Below are 19,722 nucleotides of genomic sequence, written 5' to 3'. Positions count from 1 at the left end.
CATACCAATGGTCAGTTACTTTTTTTCTGTTTTTTCCTCTTTTTCGAAGCCTGTTTCTTCGTCTCCAATCGCCGCCATGATAACCTCAATAATATCTTGGACAACTGCAAAGGTGTAATCTTGCTCAGCGATGTAAGCAGATGCTTCTTCGCCGAGCCCCATCTTTATGATATGGTCCATCATTTCCATGTCTTTTACTGGATCTGATTCTTCCTTCCCTCTTTTTTCTGTTTTCCGGATATAAGCCATCATGCACAAGACATTCGTCTTTTTCGTGTTAATTGGGTACTTGTGGTCAGCATCTAATACCACAGTTGGTTTCTCATTACGACGTTTTAAACGTTCAATGATGTTGTATTCTCTTGCCATAACTGACCTCCCTTACACTGATGGCGTAGGTGCCTCTGTAAATACAGGTTTACCATCAACAATCATATCAAATTCAAGTGGTGCAACATCCTGCGATTCGCCGCCCAAGAATGACTTGATATCAAGAACACAATCGAATGTTAATTTGCTACCGTCAGGAAACTCTACAGCCGCCTTGGTTGAACAGTCTAGCCCGTCCTTAAAGGCCACAGACGCCACATAATCGTTGCCTGGGTCACCTACATTACGCTTTCCCTTTAGAGATACTGTCATGGCCTTTCCAGTCATCAAAGCACGTCCCCATCCTTTCATATCCATAGGATTCCATTTAGAGGTGTTTCCTTCGACCGATAGTGAAAAGGATTCCATATCCTTAATTGTTACCATATCTTGTTCTGTCGAATCTTTGCCTTTTGTACCAACTTTAAAATCGAGATCAAATACCGGAAAGACTCCACTTTTTACTTTTGCCATAAATTACTCCTTCCGCTCATCATATGTGAGCCATGTTTCAATTACATATTCGTATATCCCGTTTGTGTCAGTTCCAACACTTATGGGTTCGTCGCTTCTCATATCACATTTTATAGCCCGATAATCACCAATAACCGGTTGCTTCCCGTAAAAAAGAGCATGTATGCTTTGTGCTACACGCTCAGTTTCATCCGGGTTTTTATTCCAGTGCAACACTACGGATACACCTTTCACGGCCATGCTGGTGTTCTGCAAGCCGCCTATGGCCAGCTTGCTACGATTGCTTGTTAGGTTACGCACACAGACCGTTTTATCCCTAGAGGCATCATAAGTACCTATCTTCCAGACATCCGCTGAGACCTGTGTTTTGAGCCAGTCTTTGACGTCTTTTAAAGTCATCATTTGATAAGACCTCCACTTTCTTGCTTTAAAAACTCAGCAAATGTTTTTTGTACCCACTGTAATCCCTCTCCATCCAGATAGAAGTCCATCCAGTGATCCTGTGCGTTCGGGTTTTTAGTACGCTGAAACGTAGCGTCATCTAAGTTAAAGTACCATCGGCGCGCATATGGTGTGTCAAATACAATACTTGATACTAGCTCTGTATCAATATGCCCATCATCCACAAAACCGCTACGTTCTAGCTCTCCAATGTCTTTTGGTGCTACACCCCGAGATACAATATCTGACAGCATCGCATGTGCCGTGAGCACGAGGGCTCGCTTTTTTGCTTTGTCAAGCTGTGCCATCGCCTCCCGATTGATTTTAACTTTTACGCTTTTAACTCTCATAACAAATCAACCTCCGTGCTGTAGATAACACCTAGCAGCTTTGGCTTTCGCACAGCGTATATCTGCTTCTTTTCTTTGCCGATTTGTACAAAGCCCTGGAAAGCTATCTTACCATCCAGAGCCTGTACATCACCGTGTATGATAAGCATGCCACTGAGGGATATCTGCTTGCTATCCTTGTTGTATACAGTCTTTGCCTTTTCGTCGTAGATGGCAGGACCATCATATAACACGGTTGATATAGGCCCCTGGTCCTCCGTGTCCTGATCCTGATATACCGCAACGCTTGTTGTAGCTTCGTGATCAGGAAACGGGAAGGGGCTCGCGATTACAACACCAGGCATCTGAGTCCTGTGTCCTCTAAGAGATTGATTATCTCCTGCGTTGTGCTGATTCCGCCATAGGTCACGTTGGCCATCTCGACTTTTGTGCTGCCTGCACTATAGCCTTTTAACGGGCTATTGATATACGGACCATACAGCTTAATATAATCAGCCTGCAGGCAGACAGCACGGCGTATGAGCTCTTGCTGATAGGGTGATAGGTTATCAAACCCTTTGCCCTTGATACGGCCAAAGCAAAGGTGGTCAATGCTGTACTCCGCATCTTTTAGGGCTTTGGGGAGCTCGTCTTGTGTTATGAGTATACCGCCGTAATCAGCGGTGTAGTATTCAGGTGTTGCATACATTTTGATCACCTACTTTTTTGGAGGTTTCTTTGCTTCTGCAAGCTTTGCTCTCAAGCTCTCGATTTCTGCCTTAAGAGATACATTTTCTGCAAGGACCTCATCATGTTCAGCCTGCAGGGCAGAGAGCTCGTTTTTTATAGCATTGTCATTGCCGTCCTCTGGCAGAGTATCAGTGACGGTATATCCGTGGTTTTCAAACCATTCAATGACACGCGGGTCTTTACATTCTGCTATGCCTTTAGCAAAGGCTACACCGGCAGAGATACCGGTGTAATTCTTGTTAGGTGCAATTATTTTCATGTTACTGCACCTTAATCTTTCTCATTATACCTGCTGCTTTAGTGGCTTTCAGGACAACGGCTGATACCATTTCGACCTCGCCTTTTTTTACAGCTCCTGCAGTTGTAAAGTCAGGCAGCCATGTCTGTACTGGAGCTACGCCTGCCATAGAGCATGCATGGAAGCCATCCAATCCTAACCGCGCAGCATACAAAGATGTACACCCTGTATCGTCGCCAGTCGTAATGATTTTTGATACGTTTTCGTTTGTTCCAGCCTTGGCACCCAAGTCGATGAAAGGAATGTTCCCGTAAGACTCCACCTGCTGGCCAAACTCATTCATCGCGGTCTGGTACATGCTGGAACGACGTGCACAGGCTCTAAGTTTGGCAATCAGTTTGATATTACCTGCAATAAATGATGGTGTTCCATCAAGCCCCATAAGGAACTCGTCTAACAGGTCAAGGAATAATTTATAATTTTTATCCACCATTTCGCTTGTTGACAGGTCTATGATCTCCAGTGGTGTGTACTCAGTACTTGACCCTGTAACAGCCTTTTCTAAGCCGTCAAACGCCTTTACTTCGACAGCACTGTCCCCATTGATTACAGTATCGTTAAACAGTGCAGATGCAGCTTTGATTTTCTGTTTCATCTGCAGGTCTACCTCCGACACGATGCCGCCCATATTTGCAATAATACGGTCAATCTCAAACGCGCCACCAAAGATTTTCAGGTCGGCGTTGAAACGTTCTTTTTCTACTTCGTGGCTGGAGTATTCCTCGTTTACGTTACGAAATTCTGCCGTAGGCTGTGTTTTTAGTCTGGTATAGGCATATGTCATAGTTGCCCCTCCACCCGTTGGGGAAACGACATCATCAAATGTCAGGTGGTCCCATAACCAGTTTGACTTACGATATTCGTCGATAACGCCCAGCTGTAAGTCATCCTGAACGTTCTTCTTTGCTTCTAATAATGTTACTGGCATATAATTTCACTCTCTTTCTATTTGCCAACTATTTGCCAAGTTTGGCTGCAATCGCATCATACATGGACACGTTGCCTTTAGGTTTTGGTTCTGGACTGCCATTAGCACCAAGCACAATACCTGGCTTTGGCTGCGGTTCCTGTGGTTTAAAAGCCGGTACAGCTTCCAATACCGTATTGATAGCCGTTGCGATATCCTCGTCTTTCACTTCGCCATTTTCTGGCAGTTGAATATCCGCAAGCTTCAATACAAAAGGTATCTGTTTGATATCAATACCAAGTTCTAACGCCTTTAGCGTTGCCTGCTTTTCAAGGCGTGCTGCTGCCGCCTCCTGCTGCGCCTGTTGCATCTGGGCTTGTATTGCATTAAGGTCTGGAGTATTAGCGGCTTTATCGGACTTATATTTATCTAGTGCCGCTGTAATCTCCTCTTTTGATAACCCCTGCTGTTTGAAAAAATCTTTAAGAGCTGCATCGGACGCTCTTGTTGCGCGCGCATCTGCAATGGCGTCTAATTGCTCCTGTGTATATCCTGCATTGGGCTGAGTGGCCGGCACTGATGCAGGCGTGGGAGTTGGTGCTGGATCATCACCAAAATACTGTATGTCCAGCGGAAATCTTAATCTTTGTCTCATAAAAAACCTCCGTTTAAAGTCTGTCTGACTATCCGTTCTTTACCCTCTTTTACGTTGGAGCATTATTATTTCAGGTGTGCCCCAAAATAGGGCAGTTTTCTTTTTGGCGGGTCATTCACGTAGCTGGTCCTTTCTGCCGACTTGCGGCCACAAAAAATGCAGGTATCGTGATATTTAACGACCCTGCAGCTTAATCTTTTATCGTAATAACAATGACTTACTCTCACATAGGCATGGTGACACTTATTCAATATGGTTGATACCGTATTCTTTTGCGCATTCATGCTCAATTCTACATCCTCGTGCATCTTGCCACCCGTTAGCAAAATAAACAACATCGGCAGTAGATAACAACTCTAACGATTTTCCTAAAAACCACAAAGGTTTCGCACTAGCAGGCGCATTTTGAAAAAACGAATCAATAACTTCAACTTCTTCTCCTAAATGTTGTTTCGCTAGTTTTATCGCTAACTCTCTTTCTTTTAAAATATCTTTATCTGTTTTGCCTTTCATAGGCTGTGATATAAATAGTTTCTTCATTTCATTCTCCTTGTGGGATTGCCACTAAAAAAGCACCCAGTTTATGAGTGCTCGTTACCTATGTTAATCTTAAACGCTTGTTTTCTTAAATCACGGCATTCCTGCATATAGCGCTCAAAGAGGGCTTTTTGCTCAGCAGTAGCATCCTTCGATATCTGCTCTCCGATAATCAAGCCGTCCTCATCATACACATAGCTCACTAGGTCCTGTATTTCTTCTGGCGGCGATGTCAACATATCACTTCACCCTCTCTTTTAGCACTTCAAAGAATATCTCTTTAGCCTTGGAATCAGATTCATCAGAGAAGCCCTCAGCGAAAAACTCTGCAGCTGGCAGCATTCCTGCAACGTTTGCATATGCGGAAAAATAACTTTCAACGTTTTCCGGTGTATCCTCTACTTTCAGCCGCTCAAAGACTTCTTGCCTTATCTCTTTAGCTATCCTATTTTCGGATAAATCGTCAATGAGCTTTTGCAAGGACTCATCACTATACGCCTTGTCGTACAGCAGTCCGTGCTTGCGCACATAATAATCGTAATTTAGGACATGCCCCATTTCATGGCGTATGATACCCGCGATGCCGCTTTTCTTTGTCCATCTGTGCCGTTTGTAGCTTCGTTCAGTGAGTAGTTCTGCCTTTTCGACGGTAAGGCCTTTATTGATTCCGAGACTGACCTTAATGCCGTCATTGGAAATGCTAATTTCTGCAGCTGCAGTGCCTTTATCCATCGTGTGTACATCGCTTATAATGCCTTTGAGATTAGGGTACTCCTTGTATATCTGTGTAAGTGCTCTATCCACTTCCAGTATAGTACGTTTATCAACGCCTTGCAACGCTGAGCTCTGAAAATTATCTAGCTCTGAGACGACCTTGTGCGTAGGACTGTGCACCTTTTCTTTCCTCTGGCTGCGTTTAAACTCAGGATGCTCTTCCAAAAAGTCTCTGAGATTTTTCTGGGCTTGCCTTAGATTAGCCCTCGCCTCTTTCCGGTCTCCATCCTCCACAGTTCCAGCAAGGATTCTCTTACGCTTGCGGATTTCGCGTTCCAACTTACGCTGCTTCTGTTCATTGTTGTAATTTTCTAAGGCTATTTTTGGGTCTTGCGGTTTTGGCAGTCTTGTCACACCCTCAAAGTAAGTCGTAAGCGTATGCCGGCAGTTTGGATGTAGGAGCCCTGCCTTAATAGCATCAGACAGCAGCTTATACTTATCCTTGTATCTCGCTATATACTCCTTGCTAGGATGGCTAAAAACATCATCAATAAGTATTTGCCCCTGCCAAGGCAAACAAAGCTTACAAGCGTTTGCGTGAGCTGATACAAAGACCAGATGCACACCGAGCTCGTCGCGCTTACTACCCTCACCGAGCAGAGTTGCTCTGTGGCTTGCTGTGCGCAAAGCCATTTCTGCGTAGTCCGCGATGTTGACATGACGGCCGTTGCTGTAAACTATGCAATCTATGCCCTTTGCAAGAAAATCCTCTGTGGCCTTGTCGATTGCCTTGCCGAGCGAAATTGCTCCACTGGAGAGCTGAAACTCAGTCTTAAAGATTGTCTGCCTGTACACGTCATCCATCTTGCGGTATACAGCTTGTTGCACGTCCTCGAAGTCATTTTTTGTTGACTTGATCAGTGCATCGAGCTTCTTCTTGTTCATGCCAAAAAACTGTGTTTCTTGTGGCGGTTCTTCGCCGGGAAGCCCGGTGTTGACTCCATCCTGTGGCAGTTTGATATCAGCTTTACGCACTCCTACGCTAAAGTGATTGCGCAGGACCTGCTCGATTGCAGCGCTGATACGCTTACGGAATCGGTATATGACGCTGGTTGTCTCCTTGCGGTATTCTCGTAGATTACGCAACTTGGTTTTTTGCCACATTTCCCAGCTAAATCCTTTCGTCTGCTCCTCCATCTTGTGATTGATAAAGTTTCGACGTAAAGAGGCCATCAGCTCCAGCTCCATTTCCGCAAATATGTCTCTCAGAGCATATGGATCCTTTTCTTTCTTTGCCATTATTCATCCCGCGGATAATCGTCTGGCTTCGGGGCATCCCCGCCTAGATCATCAAACTCATTTATGCCTGGCTCCGGAAATGAAGCACTGTTGTCTTTTTCAATAAGCTGCAATTCTTCCTCGATTTCTTTATCTGTCCATGTATCTCCATACATTTGTTTCAGAGCCTGCTTTGTACTCATTACACCACCAGTCTTAGCAGCCACTACAGTTTCGACAACCTTGTCAAAGGTAGGTGTTCCATATTCACCGAATTTAACCGATGCCTCGTACTCGCCTATAGATTTTTCGCACATGTTATCGTAAGTCATCATACAGACGGAAACCACTTCCGGGATAATCTCTGTAAGCACATCGACAATTTTATTACATGAGGTGATCGTAGCTTTTTCCTTTTCGCGTTGACTCTCGGAATTATCCGTCTTTTTTAGGTCAATGCCTAGTGTTCCGGGGCTGATAATGCCCTGCAAACACATGTCCATAAAACTTGCGTAGGACTCCACATAAGCTGCGTAATTGATATCTGCCTGAGATAGCGTTACAACCTCTTTTGCATCCTCTGCAAGGCTTGTTCCTGCCTCAATATAGTCGTTGTCAAATACGTTAGGAGATAATATCTCTCCTGTGTCAGTGTTTCTCGGGAGCATATGCTTGGGAATGTATCTATATACACGGCCTTTGCGTATGGCATCTATCCATTGTGACACAACCTCGTCTAATGCGTCGAAATCATCGTTTTTAGACGTAAACACACTTTCGCCTCGCCCTTTATACTTTATGGATTTAAAAAACATCACAGGCACGCCCATGATGTAATCTCCAGCAAAAGTATTATGAGGCTGTAAAGATGCGCATTCCTCCACCTTATTTAATTCAACTTCATCACCGCGAGCATTGTAGAGCTTATAATCAATAAATCCACGTCCATAATGCTCGTGCAGACAATACTCTGCCATGTCCTGCGTATACGATGTGTGATATACAATTTCCTGCAGGCGGCCACGCTTATACACATAGCTGACTCTTTCACCGCCGTAAAACTCGACGATTGGATACTTTGATAAGTTGGTATCCACAGATATCTTAAAAGCACCATCACCATCCACGAGAGTTTCGGAGATACACGAGCCCACCTGCTGCGGGAATTTGTTATCCTTTGATATGCTGTCCCACAATTCCTGCTCTTTAAGCTCTATCTTGTCCATATCTGCAACAACAATATCAGACAGCTTATTTGTAATCATTTTAGGCAATCCGGTATGCATCTTACGTATGGCACTACCCTTTGACGGTTCAGCAGCCCAGAATTTTGTTTTTGCTGAGCCCTTCCACTCTTTGGCCACTCTTTTAAAGTATTGCTCTAATTCGTTGGGATCACCGCGATACCACAGCCGGTTACGCAGCGTTTCTGTTTCGTATGTGTCTCGTTCGTAAATCGTTATTGTTTTAGGATTTGCTGGTTTTATGTCCAGCAATCGAATCGCTGCTTTTTGCAACATATTTTTTAATCGCCCCATTTCTACACCTCCAGGTATCTTGCGTATGGCTGCATTCCATACTCTCCACTATCCAGACAATCGACCGGATAACTCCCATCATCAACACGTACCCACTCACCCTTAGCTTTTTCGTCTGCATCCCATACGGCATTCTCGTATGCCTCAATCCAAGGTTTTAAATGACTCATGATTTTTAACCGTCCTTGATTCATCAAGATAGACTCTAGGCGTATACGGGCAACGATGCCGTCCTTTTTATACGAGGGGTTTACAGTAATGTATATCCCTCTACGCTGTAGCTCGTTGCTCAGCGCCTGCCGGAATAGCTTATCAGCACTCTCGCAGAAGATATCGCATGAATTAAAAAAGAAAGGTACATAAAAGTGATATGTCCTTTCCCACTCTACTATCTTATCTACAATCTCTTTTGCATACTTGTCATGTGTGTAGCCTGATGTATTTTTACCTTGCTTGTGATAATAACCATCAAGCTTTATTGCCTCCCTATACCCCTCTGTAAAGCCTGTGATGGTTGCAACCGTAGCATCTGTACCGCCGATATCCACACCAATAGAAAACTGTACAAAGCGTTTACCCTTGTCCCTGAACTCCTTATCACTGATATAATCAGGCGTTACCACAACATCCTTGTAACTGTATCTCTCATAAATGCGTCCAGATGCAGCGGTGCGCCTACCGAGTATGTCCGCCTGATACCAGAGTGATGTTTTATCATAAGTTGATAATACCTCGCGCAGCTTTGCATCAGAGAGGCTCATATTGTCCGCAATCGTGAAATGCTCATAGTTATACCCTGTGTTTTCGCCTCGTACCTTTAGCTCATCCTGATAGTCTAAGATATCGCTATAGAACCAATGACTAGGTGACATAGGGTTAAGATCAAAAAACAACTGGCGCTTTGTGCTGGCCAGTGTACGGTCAAATACCTCTTGCACGAATGACTGGTGACACTCATTGACCTCAGTTATATATACAGTGCCGTATGAATTGCCTTTGATACGTGCCGCATCATTTACCTTACCACCGCCTGCACATATGACTATCTTTTCCCCAGTACGCGTCTGAACGTATAATGCATCCCGCTCTTCATACTTTCCTTCACGGCACCGTCCCTTAAATATGTGCTTCAAGCCAAAGCCGTTACTGTCAATGACATTCATTTTTGCGGTTGCTAGTGTAACGCCTGCAACCAAATGCAACCTGTCAGGATGGTCCTCCAGAACAGCACCGTATGCCATCGTGTTAAGGATGTTCTTCCCAGCTCGTTTTCCACCCTCTGCAACATTGAGCCAGCACGTCATGCAACGCTTTACGTACTCACTCTGCTTTATCGTCAGAGGTGCATACGGTATCACTGTTTAGGCTCCTTTCTGGCACAGGGTTGTTAATCAAGTCTGCAATGGAGTGAATCTGCTCATTGAAGTTTGTTGCATTGGTGTCTGGTACTTTGGACTTAAGTATATTTATGCGTGCTCTCTGCTCCTCAGTTATAACAAGATGATCATACAGCCAATCCAGAGCTTTGTCAGAATCATACAACTTTATAGACACGCCATCTTTGCCACGCTTTACCTCATGTATGATGGTGCCATCTACTTCGCTGCTTTCCTTAAATTCTACATAACTATATTCGATTCCTGCATCATTGGTTTTGACACCAAACGACACGTAGTCCGTGATGTCTGCAAATGCTATCTGCATCTTCTTTAAGATAATGTCCTTTGCTTCCAGTTTTATTTCGTTACGCATCTCATTAAGTAATTCTGTGATAGCCTGTTGAATTGCAACCTTTTTAAACAATGTTGCCGCATGCCCGCAGGCGTTAACATAACTACAATCGAATGCCTTTTGATATGCTTTGACCTTGTTACGATACTTTACATAATACAAACAAAAAAGGCGCTGTTTCTCGGTCAGCTCCTCATTGTTCAGCGTCTCTATTTCTTCTGGTAATAGCTCTGTTTTAGGCGGCTTCTCTATGCCATTATTTCGTTTAGTAACGTTATCATTCCGAATAGTAACGTTACCTTTCAATTCCTCGTCCCAGTGATCTAATGATTTCCACCTGCGAATCTGTGTATCTTGCTTACCTACAGCTTTAGCAATATCCTTTAGCAGCATCTTACCTTTGCTATCAAGATACATCCGCTTAGCTTCGTCTCTGCTGGGACTTCTTTGTCTTGGCATAGATTAACCTCCTTTCTTTCTTACGTTGCTGGCATAAGTACAGCTCCTGTCCAGTCAATTACTGTATCAGCATCTGCGTACTTTAACCTCTGCCGTGGTGCAGCACGTACATACAGCTTATTAAATGTCTCTTTACGTACGACAAAAACCTTAGAGCCGCATTGTACAATCCAATCTCCTGCCTCCATGTTAATGATAGCGCCCTCTTTGCTCTCTAATTTGACACTGGCGTATCTGGCAATGATGTTTTGCTGTGAAAATTGTTCTGCTCTGACTTTCTCTCCGGTTTTTTTATTTATGTATATCACGTTATCATCCCTTTCTCAGCTCCTTGCACCATCGCTGTTTATTGCACGTAGGTGCTTGTGTGTTTCTTGGCCGGCTTTTACATGACCAACTGTGACCCTTTACATCAGCCTCCTTGTGCCATCCCGATGCTTTAAGGCTTGATCCTGATTCACTTTCCAGAATATAAGTGATTATCCGCTCGTATCCCATTTCCTTTGCGATTCTGGCCAATCGAGTATATAAAAAGCTGCAGACGTTATATGTCCCGTCAGTGCAGCATCTTACCACCTCTATTGTCTTACCGTCGTCTAGGTGTCTGGATACAGGTCTTGCAGCCTGCGCCACACCACATATGCGGCCATCTAAAACACATGCAACTCTAAATATATCTCCCCGTACTGGAGGGTGATGCCTGTGCAGCTGCGCTACATACTCGTTTGCTTTTTTTTGCGTGATAGGTATAGCCTGCATGTTATCATCCTTTCTGGGTAAAAGAAAAGCACCTCATTGGGTGCTAATCATTCTGTATTTCAAATACCTTGATAATATTTCTACTGATTATCTCAGAAGATTCACCACTTTCAAAGCTTCTGATTTTATATCTCACTACCATTTTCACATATAATTTTGTATTACTCAAAAAGGGGATTTCGTCATCATGTACCTTATCAAGGAACTCCTGATCACTAATGATACAAGATATCCTCTTGCCATTTAGAGTCAGCCCCCATTGCGACTTACCGTTTAAATCTGGTTTATTCACTTTAACCCATGTTATAACTTCATTTTCCTCTATCCCTTTATTAAATTTATCAACATCTTGAGGTATTGATAAATAAGATAGATTTTCTCTATTTAAATCCAAACAATCTTTCTTTCCTTTTTCATCAACAAATTCATAAGAAAGGCCCGTTCTATCATTATCGTTTAAAACTGTTTTTGCTGTAGTAGCCATTCCTTTTTCAATATCGTTATTGTAAATATTTACGGTCATTGTATTAGCATAATAAATATCGCCGTATTTATTTTCTATTTTAGTTACATCATCACTCTTGACGATTTCTTTAGGAGGATTGCCTTTTAGAAACTTTCTTATCTCTAACACTTCTTTAAACGCTTTTATGACAGTCGGCACCATAGGCATAATTGTTGGAGCAATTTCCATTATTTGTTCAATGTCTATTACAAAGCTCCCTTTTTGTATATTCAAAACTTTAAACTTGCAAAAATCATTCTCGCTTATGAGATTGTTAGATAAATTCTTCAATGTATCAACTGTGGCGTTTAACGATACAGACAATGTTTCTAAATCAATATCATTCTCCCCACCAAACCGCATAACAAGTTTTTCAGATATCATGATAAAATCCCCTTTAAATTTGCTTTTTCTTAAGTACATTTTATCACACATCCTTTCACTTTTGAATTATAAACTATATTATTACATTATCTATGTAACAAAACTAAATTAAAAGCGCCCTTTTCAGACGCTTTACGCTGGTAAGTCCGCTTAGGATTCCTTACCGCTATTTCTCATAGATTTGTGACATACCGCCGTTAAGCCAATCCTACCCACGCATATGTCACTGGCGATTATTTGTACGGACAATCGCCTTTAGGAAAGGTTGTTTAGCAATACACTGCGTACATTTGCATTGCAGGCTTTTTGCTTTGTTTGGTTGTAACGGTATCTGCAAAGCAATAAAATTGCTCCCGTAATCTACAGGCGATATATGGGAAAAAAGGGGGGATCACCTGTAGATTACGGCAGGCATCCTAAGATGCCGCGTAAGTAAACCGTAAGGGGAAAGTGAAGCACAAGGAAGAGAATCACACCTCATCCCCCGTACTTCCACGCTATCATTATATCATGTCAAGCCTATCCTAAGACGGTACACTTTTACAAAATATTGCTATTTCTTGTGTATATACGGTTGATGGCTCGCTTTGTATATTTGTTCACTGTATCTATTGAGAATCCGGTTTCACGCGCCGCTTCACGTAAGTTGTCACATTGATACTTCATCACATATACCGAAATCACTTTGCATTGCGATTCAGTTAAGCAATCCATCCAATTTCTGATTTTTTCCATACGTTGATACAATGGCTCCTGCTCCATAGCGATGGCACTTTCGTTCATGGCTGCTTGATGTTGGATACCATCTTTGCTGCACTGCCCTTCTGGAGCTCGTACAATGCTGCCGCCAGGCGACTTATGGTATAGGAAATATTTTTTATCAAGTAATTCATACCACCTTGATTTTAAAAGGTAGTAACTCATGAGCTCTCCCTTTATGTATTTTTTCATATGTTTCTCTTTATCAAATTCAAATGCTTCCTCTTCCCATATCATTTGATTTTCCACCTGCCCGCTTCCAGATTGTCATACAATCCTCTTACCGTTCCGTCATACATCATTCTGCCGGTGCTTAGTTTGCGATACGCTTTAGCCTCTCTCTTGTTGTGATCAACCCTGTAATAGCCTTCAAGTCCGACAATTTCAAAATAATCGTCTTTTCCGATATCTTTAAACTTCATTCCATCACCCCTTTCATCCAAAATGTAGATAAACATAAATGATAGATATAGCAGGATACATAGTGATAGATCAACCATATTTCCTTTTCAGCTCCTTTTCTGCGTTTCTCCAATTTTTTATTGCCATCAGGATAAAGTACCACAACCGGCTGTTTGTATGGATATGGCCGTCTATGCTATTGTATTTTTTCATTGTCCACCTCCATATGCCTCCGGTAATGGCATCCATGCTATTACTTTCCATTTTTCCATGTCTATGCATTTATTATTGCAATACCATCGCTTGCCATATCCGTATCCCGTGAATATCTTTTCTACTTTTCGCTGTCCATATGCATTTTCCAATATTGCTAACACTGCACATCCTGCAAAGAGTGGTACCCTTTCTTTTACCGGTATCCATTGGTTTTCAATTAGCTCAAGCGCTCGCTCATACACTTTGCTTTTCCATGTATGATCACACTTAGAATACATTGGACACTCTTCACAGATTTCATCGTGAAAATCACTTGCTGATTTTAAACAATGTAATACTATTTCTTTGTTTATTCCATTACTCATTTTCTTGCCCTTCTTGTGGTACTTCCCTGCGATAGAAACGGTTTTCTTCAAAGTCCATATAGTAACCTTCTACGCTGTTTGTTATGATATGACTTGCATACCTAATGCCTCTTACCGGTTCCCATTCTAATGGTTTAAATATGTAGATATATGACTTTGTTTTATCATCCCAAACCCACATACCTTCATGCAAATCTTCAAATTTTAGAGGTGGGTTGTCAAAATGTTCTTCGATTAACTTCTGAAGTACAGAATATTGCTTTTCGTCACAATAATCTCCATCCATTTTCACACTTGCTAACGCATATAAATATTCATCTTTAGTCATTTCATATCCCTCCTAAAATGGTAGATCATCACTTGCGATATCCAGTGTACTGTTGCTTGTAAAGTCATTAGAGCAGGACTGGGAGCTGCTGTTGTCACTCTGATAGCCCTGATTGTTTGCATCTGGTACATATGCACTGTTCGCATTACTTGCAGCAGCACTTTTACTTTCCAGAAACTGTACGCTGTCTGCGACAATCTCTGTTACATACACACGTTTACCGCTCTGATCATCGTAGCTGCGTGTCTGGATTCTTCCTTCCACGCCGACCAGTGAGCCTTTGTGTGTATACTGATGTACAATGTCTGCTGTTTTGTTCCATGCAACTGTGTTGATAAAATCAGCATCCGGCTGTCCTTCCTGCTTGAAGCGGCGGGTACATGCTACAGTAAAAGAAACAACCGATGCACCGTTTGCAGTCTTACGCAGTACTGGGTCTTTTACAAGCCTGCCAGCTAATACCACTCTGTTGATCATATTTCAGCCTCCAGTCCCTAACAGAAGTTGTTTGTTCTGGTACAGCTCATATGCTGTATCCCCGTTTTTATTTACAAAGTAAGGCAGCATGATTTGATCTATTGTAACCATTTCTGTTTCCAAAATTGCAAGTTGTGCGTCTAACCAATCTTTTATATTTCGCCATGCCACATTTTCTGCTTTTTGATAATCGGCTTTGATTTTTTGTCGGCGAAGTACCTCCAGCATCTTATCTGTGTTTCCTGGTAATTTAACGCCCTGTATCCCCTGTGATGTTACAATCGTAAAACAGACACAGGAAATGTGACCATCGTCCGAATAATCAAACATAATTTGCCTTGCTCCATGCTTTGCAAGAATAGCCTGTATATCTCCTGCCGTTTGTGCAGCTGTTTTAGTCGTAGTGTAATTCTTGATTGTCATTCTTCTTCACTCTCCTCCAGCATATCGTCGATAGTTGCCCGGATTTCTTTTAAAACGGAAACAGCGTATTCTCCGCTGTGTTTCATGCTCCATTCATAACGTTTTATATTAAGAGCTTCTTCTCCAATGTCCACAACGATATGATATAAAACATCCTCTAAAACCTTTAAATTACTAAAACGTCTACCATCTGTATTGGTTTCTCCTACAGCTTCAATACTTCCGATATATTTATCCATTACTTCGCGTATTACTTCGCTGCGATGCTCAATCAGCAGTTTTTCTTCTGGCATTTATATTCACTCTCCTTCATGCAATGCTCTTATTGCCTTCTTTAATTCATCCAGTGCTACGTACTCTTTATCATTAACAGTAACAATTACATTTTCCAGACCGCACTTTTTGAGTATATCCTCAATTTTTACTATGGCATGACCTGCTATTACTGACTGCTGCCTCTTATTTAAAATTACCATCCACTCAAATGAAACTGCGCTTCCCACTTGCGTATAAAATCTCCTACGCTTTTTGAAGGCTGTCCATTCTTCTTCGCTCTTGCCTGTATGACCTTGTTTCTCTTCAACTCGACAGTTACAAATGGTTCCTCGGGATTTTTGTTGCTTCTTACAAGAAAAATCGCAGTCTTTCCTCTTGCTACATCAGAAGCATAATTTCTGACACAATGCATCAGCTTTTTAGATTCCTCTATCAATTCAACGTTACTTTCCGCAGGTCTGATGATATATCTGTTGTCCTTGTAGGCAAGTGCTTTTAAACTCTCAGCTCTCTTTTTGATATCTTCATTCAGCTTTTTGTTTCTTATCTCTGTGCGCTTTGCCATCACTTCATCGTGCGCTTGCCTTAAATCCTTCGGAAACAGGACCCGCTTATCCTTTATGTTTCCGCCGATCTCATCGCAACATCGAAGATAATCTGCATAGATGCCTATATCCTTATCCTTTAGATACTCATACGCTTTTGCCCTGCTGATATATTTACGTACGTCAGCATAGTAGTTGATCCATCTATTTTCCAAAGCACAAAGCACTTCCTCTGCTGTTTCACATTCGCATACTTTTACCGTTTCAAATCCGCTAAATCCCATTTGCGTTTCTTTCGCAAGTAAGAATAGTTTTTGGTCCGACCTCAATTTTTCCAGTATTCTGTTTTCTGCTGTACTACCTTGATACTGCGCTGCCAGTCTCAATAACCCCATTTTTGCAAGTCTTTCTTTTGTGGGCTCGGTAAGACTATCACGTATATACTCAAATGGGCGAAATTCCACATCACTGCCGGCGATGCACTCTATAGCAGAATATCTGTATTCCGTATCCTTGAACATTTCTTTTATACCACCTGCGTACACCCACGATAGCTCTTCTTTGAAGCAAGAGTACCCTCCGAAATAGCCATATCGTGTAATATAATTCGTTTCCACAACGAATCCATCTGGATCTGATGTGTATTGCGAATATCGCAAAGTAACATCGCTGCCTAACAGCTTTCGCTTTGTTTCACTTGCCACAAACCTATACGCTTTCTGTCCCTTTGGGATGTACTTTTGTCCTTCAAAATATCTGGAGAATATGTTGCCATCTACCTTTTGAAGGACTGTGTAGTATATCGGTAAACTCTTGCAGGTATGCGAATACTTTGCTCTATGATACTCATAGGTATTTCCGCAATGAGGACATGTGCATTTTTGATGCAGTTTCGGCCTTTGTATGAGCATATGTGATTCTCCACAATAGGTACATGTCATGCGTACACCGACATTACAAGGCTCTCCTATGATGTAATTCGTTTTTCGAGTAAGCTCATGTAGCCATTCGTTGATATCCTTTTGAGGGATGGCTACATACTTTAAATCACGCAGCATATCTACGATGACTCGATCTGCTTTTCTGACATATGCCATATCAAACCTCAAATAGGCTCATTTGTCCTTCTACGAGTTCATTCTTCTTCTGACGTGTATTTACTGCCTTTTTCTTCTTTTGCGGTTCTGGTAAAGCGGAAACGGCGTTCTCGCTCGTTTTCTGCTCTTCTGATTCAACGCGGTGTTTCACTTCAGGAGACTCTACTTTGATATCATCCTCATCGTAGTAGTGTATCGCCCAACTGTAGACCTCATCATCAGCGATACATGCACAGCCATTATTAGCTAATTTCTCGGCACAACCTTTTATGTACCTCCAGCATTCAGCTAATGACTTCTTTTCTTTCTGCAGATTTCCGGCAATAGAATTATCTGTTCTTGCTCTTTCTTCCAGATATCTTCCAACCTGCAGCAGCGCCGGATTCTTTTCATTTTTCAATTCTTCTTCAAATGTCATATGTTACACCTCTTTTTATCTCCTGATGTCCTCCATCCATGCGTCAAACTGCCCTCCCTTCCCGCATGTACCTGTGCGAGCCATTTGCCTTTTTATCTGACCATCTTCTGCATGAAATAAGAGTCGTTGTCTTGCTCAACACATGGATGGAGGACACCATTTTTTATTTAAAATAAACTTTGCTGCTCATTCTCGTGTTTTATCACTGATAGCGGCCTGTATTTTAGCAACATTTCATACCGCATTTGCGAGTAAATGTCATTCCATTTTCTAATTCTTTCCGCTTCATATTCAACATCAAACGGCAGGCTCACACCCTGCGCTATATACACATCCTTTAACCAGTACATAGCAGCTTTATAGCGTAATGGCTCATACTTATGTAATTTGACTAAGTTATCCTGTAGTTGCAAGGAATAAGGGCATAGGAAGCATCCTGTACGCTCGTAACCTTGCTCAGTATACGCTTTGGATAGAGGTACGTTATGCTCGTTGATAAAGTCCTCAATGTCTTTATCTGTCCAATCAATCAAAGGCATTTTTGTAATTAAACCATTTTTGTATCTAGTACAGGCTTTACCACCCTTTGCTATTCTACTTTCCATATTTGTCTTGCGTGCCCCCCCCTCAGCGACTCGCTCACCCAGTAATTTGCCTAAAATGCCATTGATCTTATCGTACTTTTTAAATGGGTCTTTTTTGAGTATGTCACAGCATTTGTTACTGACTTTAATGTCAAAATCTGGGTGTAATATATGCATGTCCTTATTAGCGATTTTTGTGTTTTTGTAACGTCCTGTGTCATCACCTAGTAATTGTTGTAGATAATAGGGATTGTCATTACGTTGCATTTTACCGATATTTTCTGATTTTAATTTTGATTTTATCGGTTTACCTTTGTTTTTTACAATCCAATCAAACGGTCGTTTAGTGTCTGGCAAGATAATCTGCACATTAGAGTAATAGTTATCCTTTACCCATTGTACAAACTCAACTGTAGCTCCCAGCTCTATGCCAGTATTGCAAAATACAGCAGGTATGGCATTGAGCGGCAGTGTATATATTTCCTCACACATTTTTATGAGAGCAAGTATAACTGTACTGTCTTTACCTCCGCTAAATGATACATAACACTTACCACCGGTATCATGGTATAACGCTTCTATACGTTCCATCGCTTTTACGACTTTTGTATTGTCCGTGGTTATCTCTCTCCTTCCTCGTACTGTTCGGCTGTTAGTCCTCTCTTTTTCCAATCCAACAAGATACGGTCAACATAATCAATACTGTTTTTATCCTGTACTAACATTTCCCTGAATGCATAACGTAATAGCTTATCGTCATATTCCTCTGTCCACTGGCAGATTATTTGAAGCTCCCTTTGTGACAGCAAACGGTTAAAGCGTTCTTCATACAGCTCTATAATTGGTGTACCGTATAGCTTTTGCTGTTCCTGCTCTTTTTCATCAAGCTGTTTTTCAACATCTGGAAACGGCGTTGTACAGCTTGTTTTATTACTTAAATGATCTTCTAATGATTCTAATGCTTCTAATGCTTTTAATGCTTCTTTTATTTGATTTGTACCTTCATCTGACTTTCTTACGACTTCCGTTGTTACTTTCATCTGACTTTCATTGTTACTTTCATAGCTTTCTGATGTCTGATATCTCTCGTAATTAAGCACCTTTACAAGCATTCCGCCTTTGACTTTCATTGTTACAATCATTGCGCCATTCGTATGACTTTCATTGTTACCTTCGTTGTGACCTTCATCTGACCTCAAAAAATCCATAAAATCACGTATTTGTTTGGTCGATGGCTTCTCGGTTCTGCGGCCTGCTTTGTAAGAGCAAACCTCCTGCAGCTCCTCGGTTGATACAATGCATTCTCCAGTATTTAAATTGCCATAAGGCTTGAATGCTGCTTTACATAAAATGTGTATCCAAGCCTTTAAATAATATGGTGGCTTGGACCATATTTCCGAATCTTCTATCGCTCTGGCAAGCAGAATATACCCTTTGTTCGCCAATCCTCACCACCTCAATCTGTTAGCTTTCTGCAATCTACAATTCTGCAAATTCCTTTTCCTTCCGCTCTAATTCAGCTGTTAATATTTCCCGTAACTTTGTATCAATTTCTATCGTCGTATAATTTCTGTATCCAGCGTGCTGTCTGTACACACCATTCCAAATATAAAGAGTTTCGTCCCCTAGCATTTCTCTTATGCAGCAAATTTCTTCGTCCAATTCCACTGCCTTGTCCAAAGTTTCTTTATTCATTTTACGTCT

General features: G+C 41.8%; 32 protein-coding genes. All 32 read right to left on the bottom strand.

The window, feature by feature from the left end:
• Positions 1-15 precede the first annotated feature (15 nt).
• Positions 16-369: a hypothetical protein gene (locus tag ACESPQ_RS02170; RefSeq protein WP_373143853.1), complete on the bottom strand. Its 354-nt coding sequence runs from the start codon at positions 367-369 to the stop codon at positions 16-18.
• Positions 370-381: 12 nt separating this feature from the next.
• The gene (locus ACESPQ_RS02165) at positions 382-843 is read right to left on the bottom strand and encodes a phage tail tube protein (protein ID WP_373143852.1); all 462 of its coding nucleotides are present in this window, start codon (positions 841-843) and stop codon (positions 382-384) included.
• A gap of 3 nt (positions 844-846) precedes the next feature.
• Positions 847-1,245 (bottom strand): phage tail terminator protein, encoded by a 399-nt coding sequence (locus tag ACESPQ_RS02160; protein WP_373143851.1) that lies wholly within the window; start codon positions 1,243-1,245, stop codon positions 847-849.
• Positions 1,242-1,634, bottom strand: coding sequence for a hypothetical protein (locus ACESPQ_RS02155; RefSeq protein WP_373143850.1), 393 nt, complete (start codon positions 1,632-1,634; stop codon positions 1,242-1,244). Before ACESPQ_RS02155 ends, ACESPQ_RS02160 begins: the two co-directional genes overlap by 4 nt.
• A complete protein-coding gene (locus ACESPQ_RS02150) occupies positions 1,631-1,978 on the bottom strand; it encodes a hypothetical protein (protein WP_373143849.1) in 348 nt (115 codons plus the stop codon). Before ACESPQ_RS02150 ends, ACESPQ_RS02155 begins: the two co-directional genes overlap by 4 nt.
• A complete protein-coding gene (locus tag ACESPQ_RS02145) occupies positions 1,963-2,322 on the bottom strand; it encodes a hypothetical protein (protein WP_373143848.1) in 360 nt (119 codons plus the stop codon). The genes ACESPQ_RS02150 and ACESPQ_RS02145 overlap by 16 nt, the downstream gene beginning before the upstream one ends.
• A gap of 9 nt (positions 2,323-2,331) precedes the next feature.
• Positions 2,332-2,622, bottom strand: a complete 291-nt coding sequence (locus tag ACESPQ_RS02140; RefSeq protein ID WP_270620732.1) for a hypothetical protein — start codon at positions 2,620-2,622, stop codon at positions 2,332-2,334.
• A 1-nt stretch (position 2,623) separates the two neighbouring features.
• Positions 2,624-3,589: a major capsid protein gene (locus tag ACESPQ_RS02135; RefSeq protein ID WP_373143847.1), complete on the bottom strand. Its 966-nt coding sequence runs from the start codon at positions 3,587-3,589 to the stop codon at positions 2,624-2,626.
• A 28-nt stretch (positions 3,590-3,617) separates the two neighbouring features.
• A complete protein-coding gene (locus ACESPQ_RS02130) occupies positions 3,618-4,223 on the bottom strand; it encodes a hypothetical protein (RefSeq protein WP_373143845.1) in 606 nt (201 codons plus the stop codon).
• A gap of 243 nt (positions 4,224-4,466) precedes the next feature.
• Positions 4,467-4,763 carry a DUF4406 domain-containing protein gene (locus ACESPQ_RS02125; protein WP_373143844.1) on the bottom strand — a complete coding sequence of 99 codons (297 nt, stop codon included), beginning with the start codon at positions 4,761-4,763 and terminating at the stop codon, positions 4,467-4,469.
• Between the two features lie 41 nt (positions 4,764-4,804).
• Complete coding sequence (locus tag ACESPQ_RS02120) at positions 4,805-4,999, bottom strand: hypothetical protein (protein WP_373143843.1); 195 nt, start codon at positions 4,997-4,999, stop codon at positions 4,805-4,807.
• A 1-nt stretch (position 5,000) separates the two neighbouring features.
• Positions 5,001-6,773: a phage minor capsid protein gene (locus tag ACESPQ_RS02115; protein WP_373143841.1), complete on the bottom strand. Its 1,773-nt coding sequence runs from the start codon at positions 6,771-6,773 to the stop codon at positions 5,001-5,003.
• A complete protein-coding gene (locus ACESPQ_RS02110; RefSeq protein ID WP_373143840.1) occupies positions 6,773-8,290 on the bottom strand; it encodes a capsid protein in 1,518 nt (505 codons plus the stop codon). Before ACESPQ_RS02110 ends, ACESPQ_RS02115 begins: the two co-directional genes overlap by 1 nt.
• Before the next feature lie 2 nt (positions 8,291-8,292).
• On the bottom strand, positions 8,293-9,648 hold the full coding sequence (locus ACESPQ_RS02105) for a phage terminase large subunit (protein ID WP_373143839.1): 1,356 nt from the start codon (positions 9,646-9,648) through the stop codon (positions 8,293-8,295).
• Positions 9,611-10,480, bottom strand: a complete 870-nt coding sequence (locus ACESPQ_RS02100) for a terminase small subunit (protein ID WP_373143838.1) — start codon at positions 10,478-10,480, stop codon at positions 9,611-9,613. The genes ACESPQ_RS02105 and ACESPQ_RS02100 overlap by 38 nt, the downstream gene beginning before the upstream one ends.
• A gap of 20 nt (positions 10,481-10,500) precedes the next feature.
• On the bottom strand, positions 10,501-10,788 hold the full coding sequence (locus tag ACESPQ_RS02095) for a hypothetical protein (protein WP_008728330.1): 288 nt from the start codon (positions 10,786-10,788) through the stop codon (positions 10,501-10,503).
• A gap of 4 nt (positions 10,789-10,792) precedes the next feature.
• Entirely contained in the window at positions 10,793-11,239 is a 447-nt protein-coding gene (locus tag ACESPQ_RS02090; protein WP_008728329.1) for an XF1762 family protein, read from the bottom strand.
• Between the two features lie 43 nt (positions 11,240-11,282).
• Positions 11,283-12,167: a hypothetical protein gene (locus ACESPQ_RS02085; RefSeq protein WP_008728328.1), complete on the bottom strand. Its 885-nt coding sequence runs from the start codon at positions 12,165-12,167 to the stop codon at positions 11,283-11,285.
• Positions 12,168-12,668: 501 nt separating this feature from the next.
• Entirely contained in the window at positions 12,669-13,124 is a 456-nt protein-coding gene (locus ACESPQ_RS02080) for a hypothetical protein (protein ID WP_118003177.1), read from the bottom strand.
• Positions 13,121-13,309: a hypothetical protein gene (locus ACESPQ_RS02075; protein ID WP_118003176.1), complete on the bottom strand. Its 189-nt coding sequence runs from the start codon at positions 13,307-13,309 to the stop codon at positions 13,121-13,123. The genes ACESPQ_RS02080 and ACESPQ_RS02075 overlap by 4 nt, the downstream gene beginning before the upstream one ends.
• A gap of 70 nt (positions 13,310-13,379) precedes the next feature.
• Positions 13,380-13,502 (bottom strand): hypothetical protein, encoded by a 123-nt coding sequence (locus ACESPQ_RS02070; RefSeq protein WP_373143837.1) that lies wholly within the window; start codon positions 13,500-13,502, stop codon positions 13,380-13,382.
• Complete coding sequence (locus ACESPQ_RS02065; protein WP_257272055.1) at positions 13,499-13,870, bottom strand: DUF551 domain-containing protein; 372 nt, start codon at positions 13,868-13,870, stop codon at positions 13,499-13,501. Before ACESPQ_RS02065 ends, ACESPQ_RS02070 begins: the two co-directional genes overlap by 4 nt.
• Entirely contained in the window at positions 13,863-14,198 is a 336-nt protein-coding gene (locus ACESPQ_RS02060; protein WP_257377799.1) for a hypothetical protein, read from the bottom strand. Before ACESPQ_RS02060 ends, ACESPQ_RS02065 begins: the two co-directional genes overlap by 8 nt.
• A gap of 12 nt (positions 14,199-14,210) precedes the next feature.
• Positions 14,211-14,675 (bottom strand): single-stranded DNA-binding protein, encoded by a 465-nt coding sequence (locus tag ACESPQ_RS02055; protein WP_373143836.1) that lies wholly within the window; start codon positions 14,673-14,675, stop codon positions 14,211-14,213.
• 3 nt (positions 14,676-14,678) lie between these two features.
• A complete protein-coding gene (locus ACESPQ_RS02050; RefSeq protein ID WP_257317690.1) occupies positions 14,679-15,098 on the bottom strand; it encodes a hypothetical protein in 420 nt (139 codons plus the stop codon).
• A complete protein-coding gene (locus tag ACESPQ_RS02045; RefSeq protein WP_373143835.1) occupies positions 15,095-15,391 on the bottom strand; it encodes a hypothetical protein in 297 nt (98 codons plus the stop codon). The genes ACESPQ_RS02050 and ACESPQ_RS02045 overlap by 4 nt, the downstream gene beginning before the upstream one ends.
• Positions 15,392-15,397: 6 nt before the next feature.
• Entirely contained in the window at positions 15,398-15,601 is a 204-nt protein-coding gene (locus ACESPQ_RS02040) for a hypothetical protein (RefSeq protein WP_373143834.1), read from the bottom strand.
• Positions 15,568-16,830 (bottom strand): PcfJ domain-containing protein, encoded by a 1,263-nt coding sequence (locus ACESPQ_RS02035; protein ID WP_373143833.1) that lies wholly within the window; start codon positions 16,828-16,830, stop codon positions 15,568-15,570. The genes ACESPQ_RS02040 and ACESPQ_RS02035 overlap by 34 nt, the downstream gene beginning before the upstream one ends.
• Positions 16,831-17,017: 187 nt before the next feature.
• Positions 17,018-17,434 (bottom strand): Cas9 inhibitor AcrIIA9 family protein, encoded by a 417-nt coding sequence (locus ACESPQ_RS02030; protein ID WP_373143832.1) that lies wholly within the window; start codon positions 17,432-17,434, stop codon positions 17,018-17,020.
• A gap of 167 nt (positions 17,435-17,601) precedes the next feature.
• Positions 17,602-18,609, bottom strand: coding sequence for a phosphoadenosine phosphosulfate reductase family protein (locus tag ACESPQ_RS02025; RefSeq protein ID WP_373143831.1), 1,008 nt, complete (start codon positions 18,607-18,609; stop codon positions 17,602-17,604).
• Positions 18,610-18,638: 29 nt separating this feature from the next.
• Positions 18,639-19,463, bottom strand: coding sequence for a DnaD domain-containing protein (locus tag ACESPQ_RS02020; RefSeq protein WP_373143830.1), 825 nt, complete (start codon positions 19,461-19,463; stop codon positions 18,639-18,641).
• Positions 19,464-19,497: 34 nt separating this feature from the next.
• Positions 19,498-19,713 (bottom strand): hypothetical protein, encoded by a 216-nt coding sequence (locus ACESPQ_RS02015; RefSeq protein ID WP_373143829.1) that lies wholly within the window; start codon positions 19,711-19,713, stop codon positions 19,498-19,500.
• Positions 19,714-19,722: the final 9 nt, after the last annotated feature.

The organism is Clostridium sp. HGF2 (assembly GCF_964240115.1).
GTDB lineage: Bacteria > Bacillota_I > Bacilli_A > Erysipelotrichales > Erysipelotrichaceae > Clostridium_AQ > Clostridium_AQ innocuum.
This window is presented reverse-complemented; position numbering and strand designations above follow the sequence as displayed.

Excerpts from the sequence above, each read along its gene's own strand:
- ACESPQ_RS02100 (WP_373143838.1), bottom strand. The coding sequence starts at position 10,480 with ATGCCAAGACAAAGAAGTCCCAGCAGAGACGAAGCTAAGCGGATGTAT.
- ACESPQ_RS02135 (WP_373143847.1), bottom strand. The coding sequence starts at position 3,589 with ATGCCAGTAACATTATTAGAAGCAAAGAAGAACGTTCAGGATGACTTA.
- ACESPQ_RS02090 (WP_008728329.1), bottom strand. The coding sequence starts at position 11,239 with ATGCAGGCTATACCTATCACGCAAAAAAAAGCAAACGAGTATGTAGCG.
- ACESPQ_RS02110 (WP_373143840.1), bottom strand. The coding sequence starts at position 8,290 with ATGGGGCGATTAAAAAATATGTTGCAAAAAGCAGCGATTCGATTGCTG.
- ACESPQ_RS02030 (WP_373143832.1), bottom strand. The coding sequence starts at position 17,434 with ATGACATTTGAAGAAGAATTGAAAAATGAAAAGAATCCGGCGCTGCTG.
- ACESPQ_RS02145 (WP_373143848.1), bottom strand. The coding sequence starts at position 2,322 with ATGTATGCAACACCTGAATACTACACCGCTGATTACGGCGGTATACTC.
- ACESPQ_RS02045 (WP_373143835.1), bottom strand. The coding sequence starts at position 15,391 with ATGCCAGAAGAAAAACTGCTGATTGAGCATCGCAGCGAAGTAATACGC.
- ACESPQ_RS02150 (WP_373143849.1), bottom strand. The coding sequence starts at position 1,978 with ATGCCTGGTGTTGTAATCGCGAGCCCCTTCCCGTTTCCTGATCACGAA.
- ACESPQ_RS02085 (WP_008728328.1), bottom strand. The coding sequence starts at position 12,167 with ATGTACTTAAGAAAAAGCAAATTTAAAGGGGATTTTATCATGATATCT.
- ACESPQ_RS02165 (WP_373143852.1), bottom strand. The coding sequence starts at position 843 with ATGGCAAAAGTAAAAAGTGGAGTCTTTCCGGTATTTGATCTCGATTTT.
- ACESPQ_RS02170 (WP_373143853.1), bottom strand. The coding sequence starts at position 369 with ATGGCAAGAGAATACAACATCATTGAACGTTTAAAACGTCGTAATGAG.
- ACESPQ_RS02060 (WP_257377799.1), bottom strand. The coding sequence starts at position 14,198 with ATGACTAAAGATGAATATTTATATGCGTTAGCAAGTGTGAAAATGGAT.
- ACESPQ_RS02115 (WP_373143841.1), bottom strand. The coding sequence starts at position 6,773 with ATGGCAAAGAAAGAAAAGGATCCATATGCTCTGAGAGACATATTTGCG.
- ACESPQ_RS02080 (WP_118003177.1), bottom strand. The coding sequence starts at position 13,124 with ATGATATGGGAAGAGGAAGCATTTGAATTTGATAAAGAGAAACATATG.
- ACESPQ_RS02015 (WP_373143829.1), bottom strand. The coding sequence starts at position 19,713 with ATGAATAAAGAAACTTTGGACAAGGCAGTGGAATTGGACGAAGAAATT.
- ACESPQ_RS02160 (WP_373143851.1), bottom strand. The coding sequence starts at position 1,245 with ATGATGACTTTAAAAGACGTCAAAGACTGGCTCAAAACACAGGTCTCA.
- ACESPQ_RS02155 (WP_373143850.1), bottom strand. The coding sequence starts at position 1,634 with ATGAGAGTTAAAAGCGTAAAAGTTAAAATCAATCGGGAGGCGATGGCA.
- ACESPQ_RS02075 (WP_118003176.1), bottom strand. The coding sequence starts at position 13,309 with ATGAAGTTTAAAGATATCGGAAAAGACGATTATTTTGAAATTGTCGGA.
- ACESPQ_RS02120 (WP_373143843.1), bottom strand. The coding sequence starts at position 4,999 with ATGTTGACATCGCCGCCAGAAGAAATACAGGACCTAGTGAGCTATGTG.
- ACESPQ_RS02140 (WP_270620732.1), bottom strand. The coding sequence starts at position 2,622 with ATGAAAATAATTGCACCTAACAAGAATTACACCGGTATCTCTGCCGGT.
- ACESPQ_RS02050 (WP_257317690.1), bottom strand. The coding sequence starts at position 15,098 with ATGACAATCAAGAATTACACTACGACTAAAACAGCTGCACAAACGGCA.
- ACESPQ_RS02130 (WP_373143845.1), bottom strand. The coding sequence starts at position 4,223 with ATGAGACAAAGATTAAGATTTCCGCTGGACATACAGTATTTTGGTGAT.
- ACESPQ_RS02055 (WP_373143836.1), bottom strand. The coding sequence starts at position 14,675 with ATGATCAACAGAGTGGTATTAGCTGGCAGGCTTGTAAAAGACCCAGTA.
- ACESPQ_RS02035 (WP_373143833.1), bottom strand. The coding sequence starts at position 16,830 with ATGCTCATACAAAGGCCGAAACTGCATCAAAAATGCACATGTCCTCAT.
- ACESPQ_RS02065 (WP_257272055.1), bottom strand. The coding sequence starts at position 13,870 with ATGAGTAATGGAATAAACAAAGAAATAGTATTACATTGTTTAAAATCA.
- ACESPQ_RS02070 (WP_373143837.1), bottom strand. The coding sequence starts at position 13,502 with ATGAAAAAATACAATAGCATAGACGGCCATATCCATACAAACAGCCGG.
- ACESPQ_RS02125 (WP_373143844.1), bottom strand. The coding sequence starts at position 4,763 with ATGAAGAAACTATTTATATCACAGCCTATGAAAGGCAAAACAGATAAA.
- ACESPQ_RS02025 (WP_373143831.1), bottom strand. The coding sequence starts at position 18,609 with ATGGAACGTATAGAAGCGTTATACCATGATACCGGTGGTAAGTGTTAT.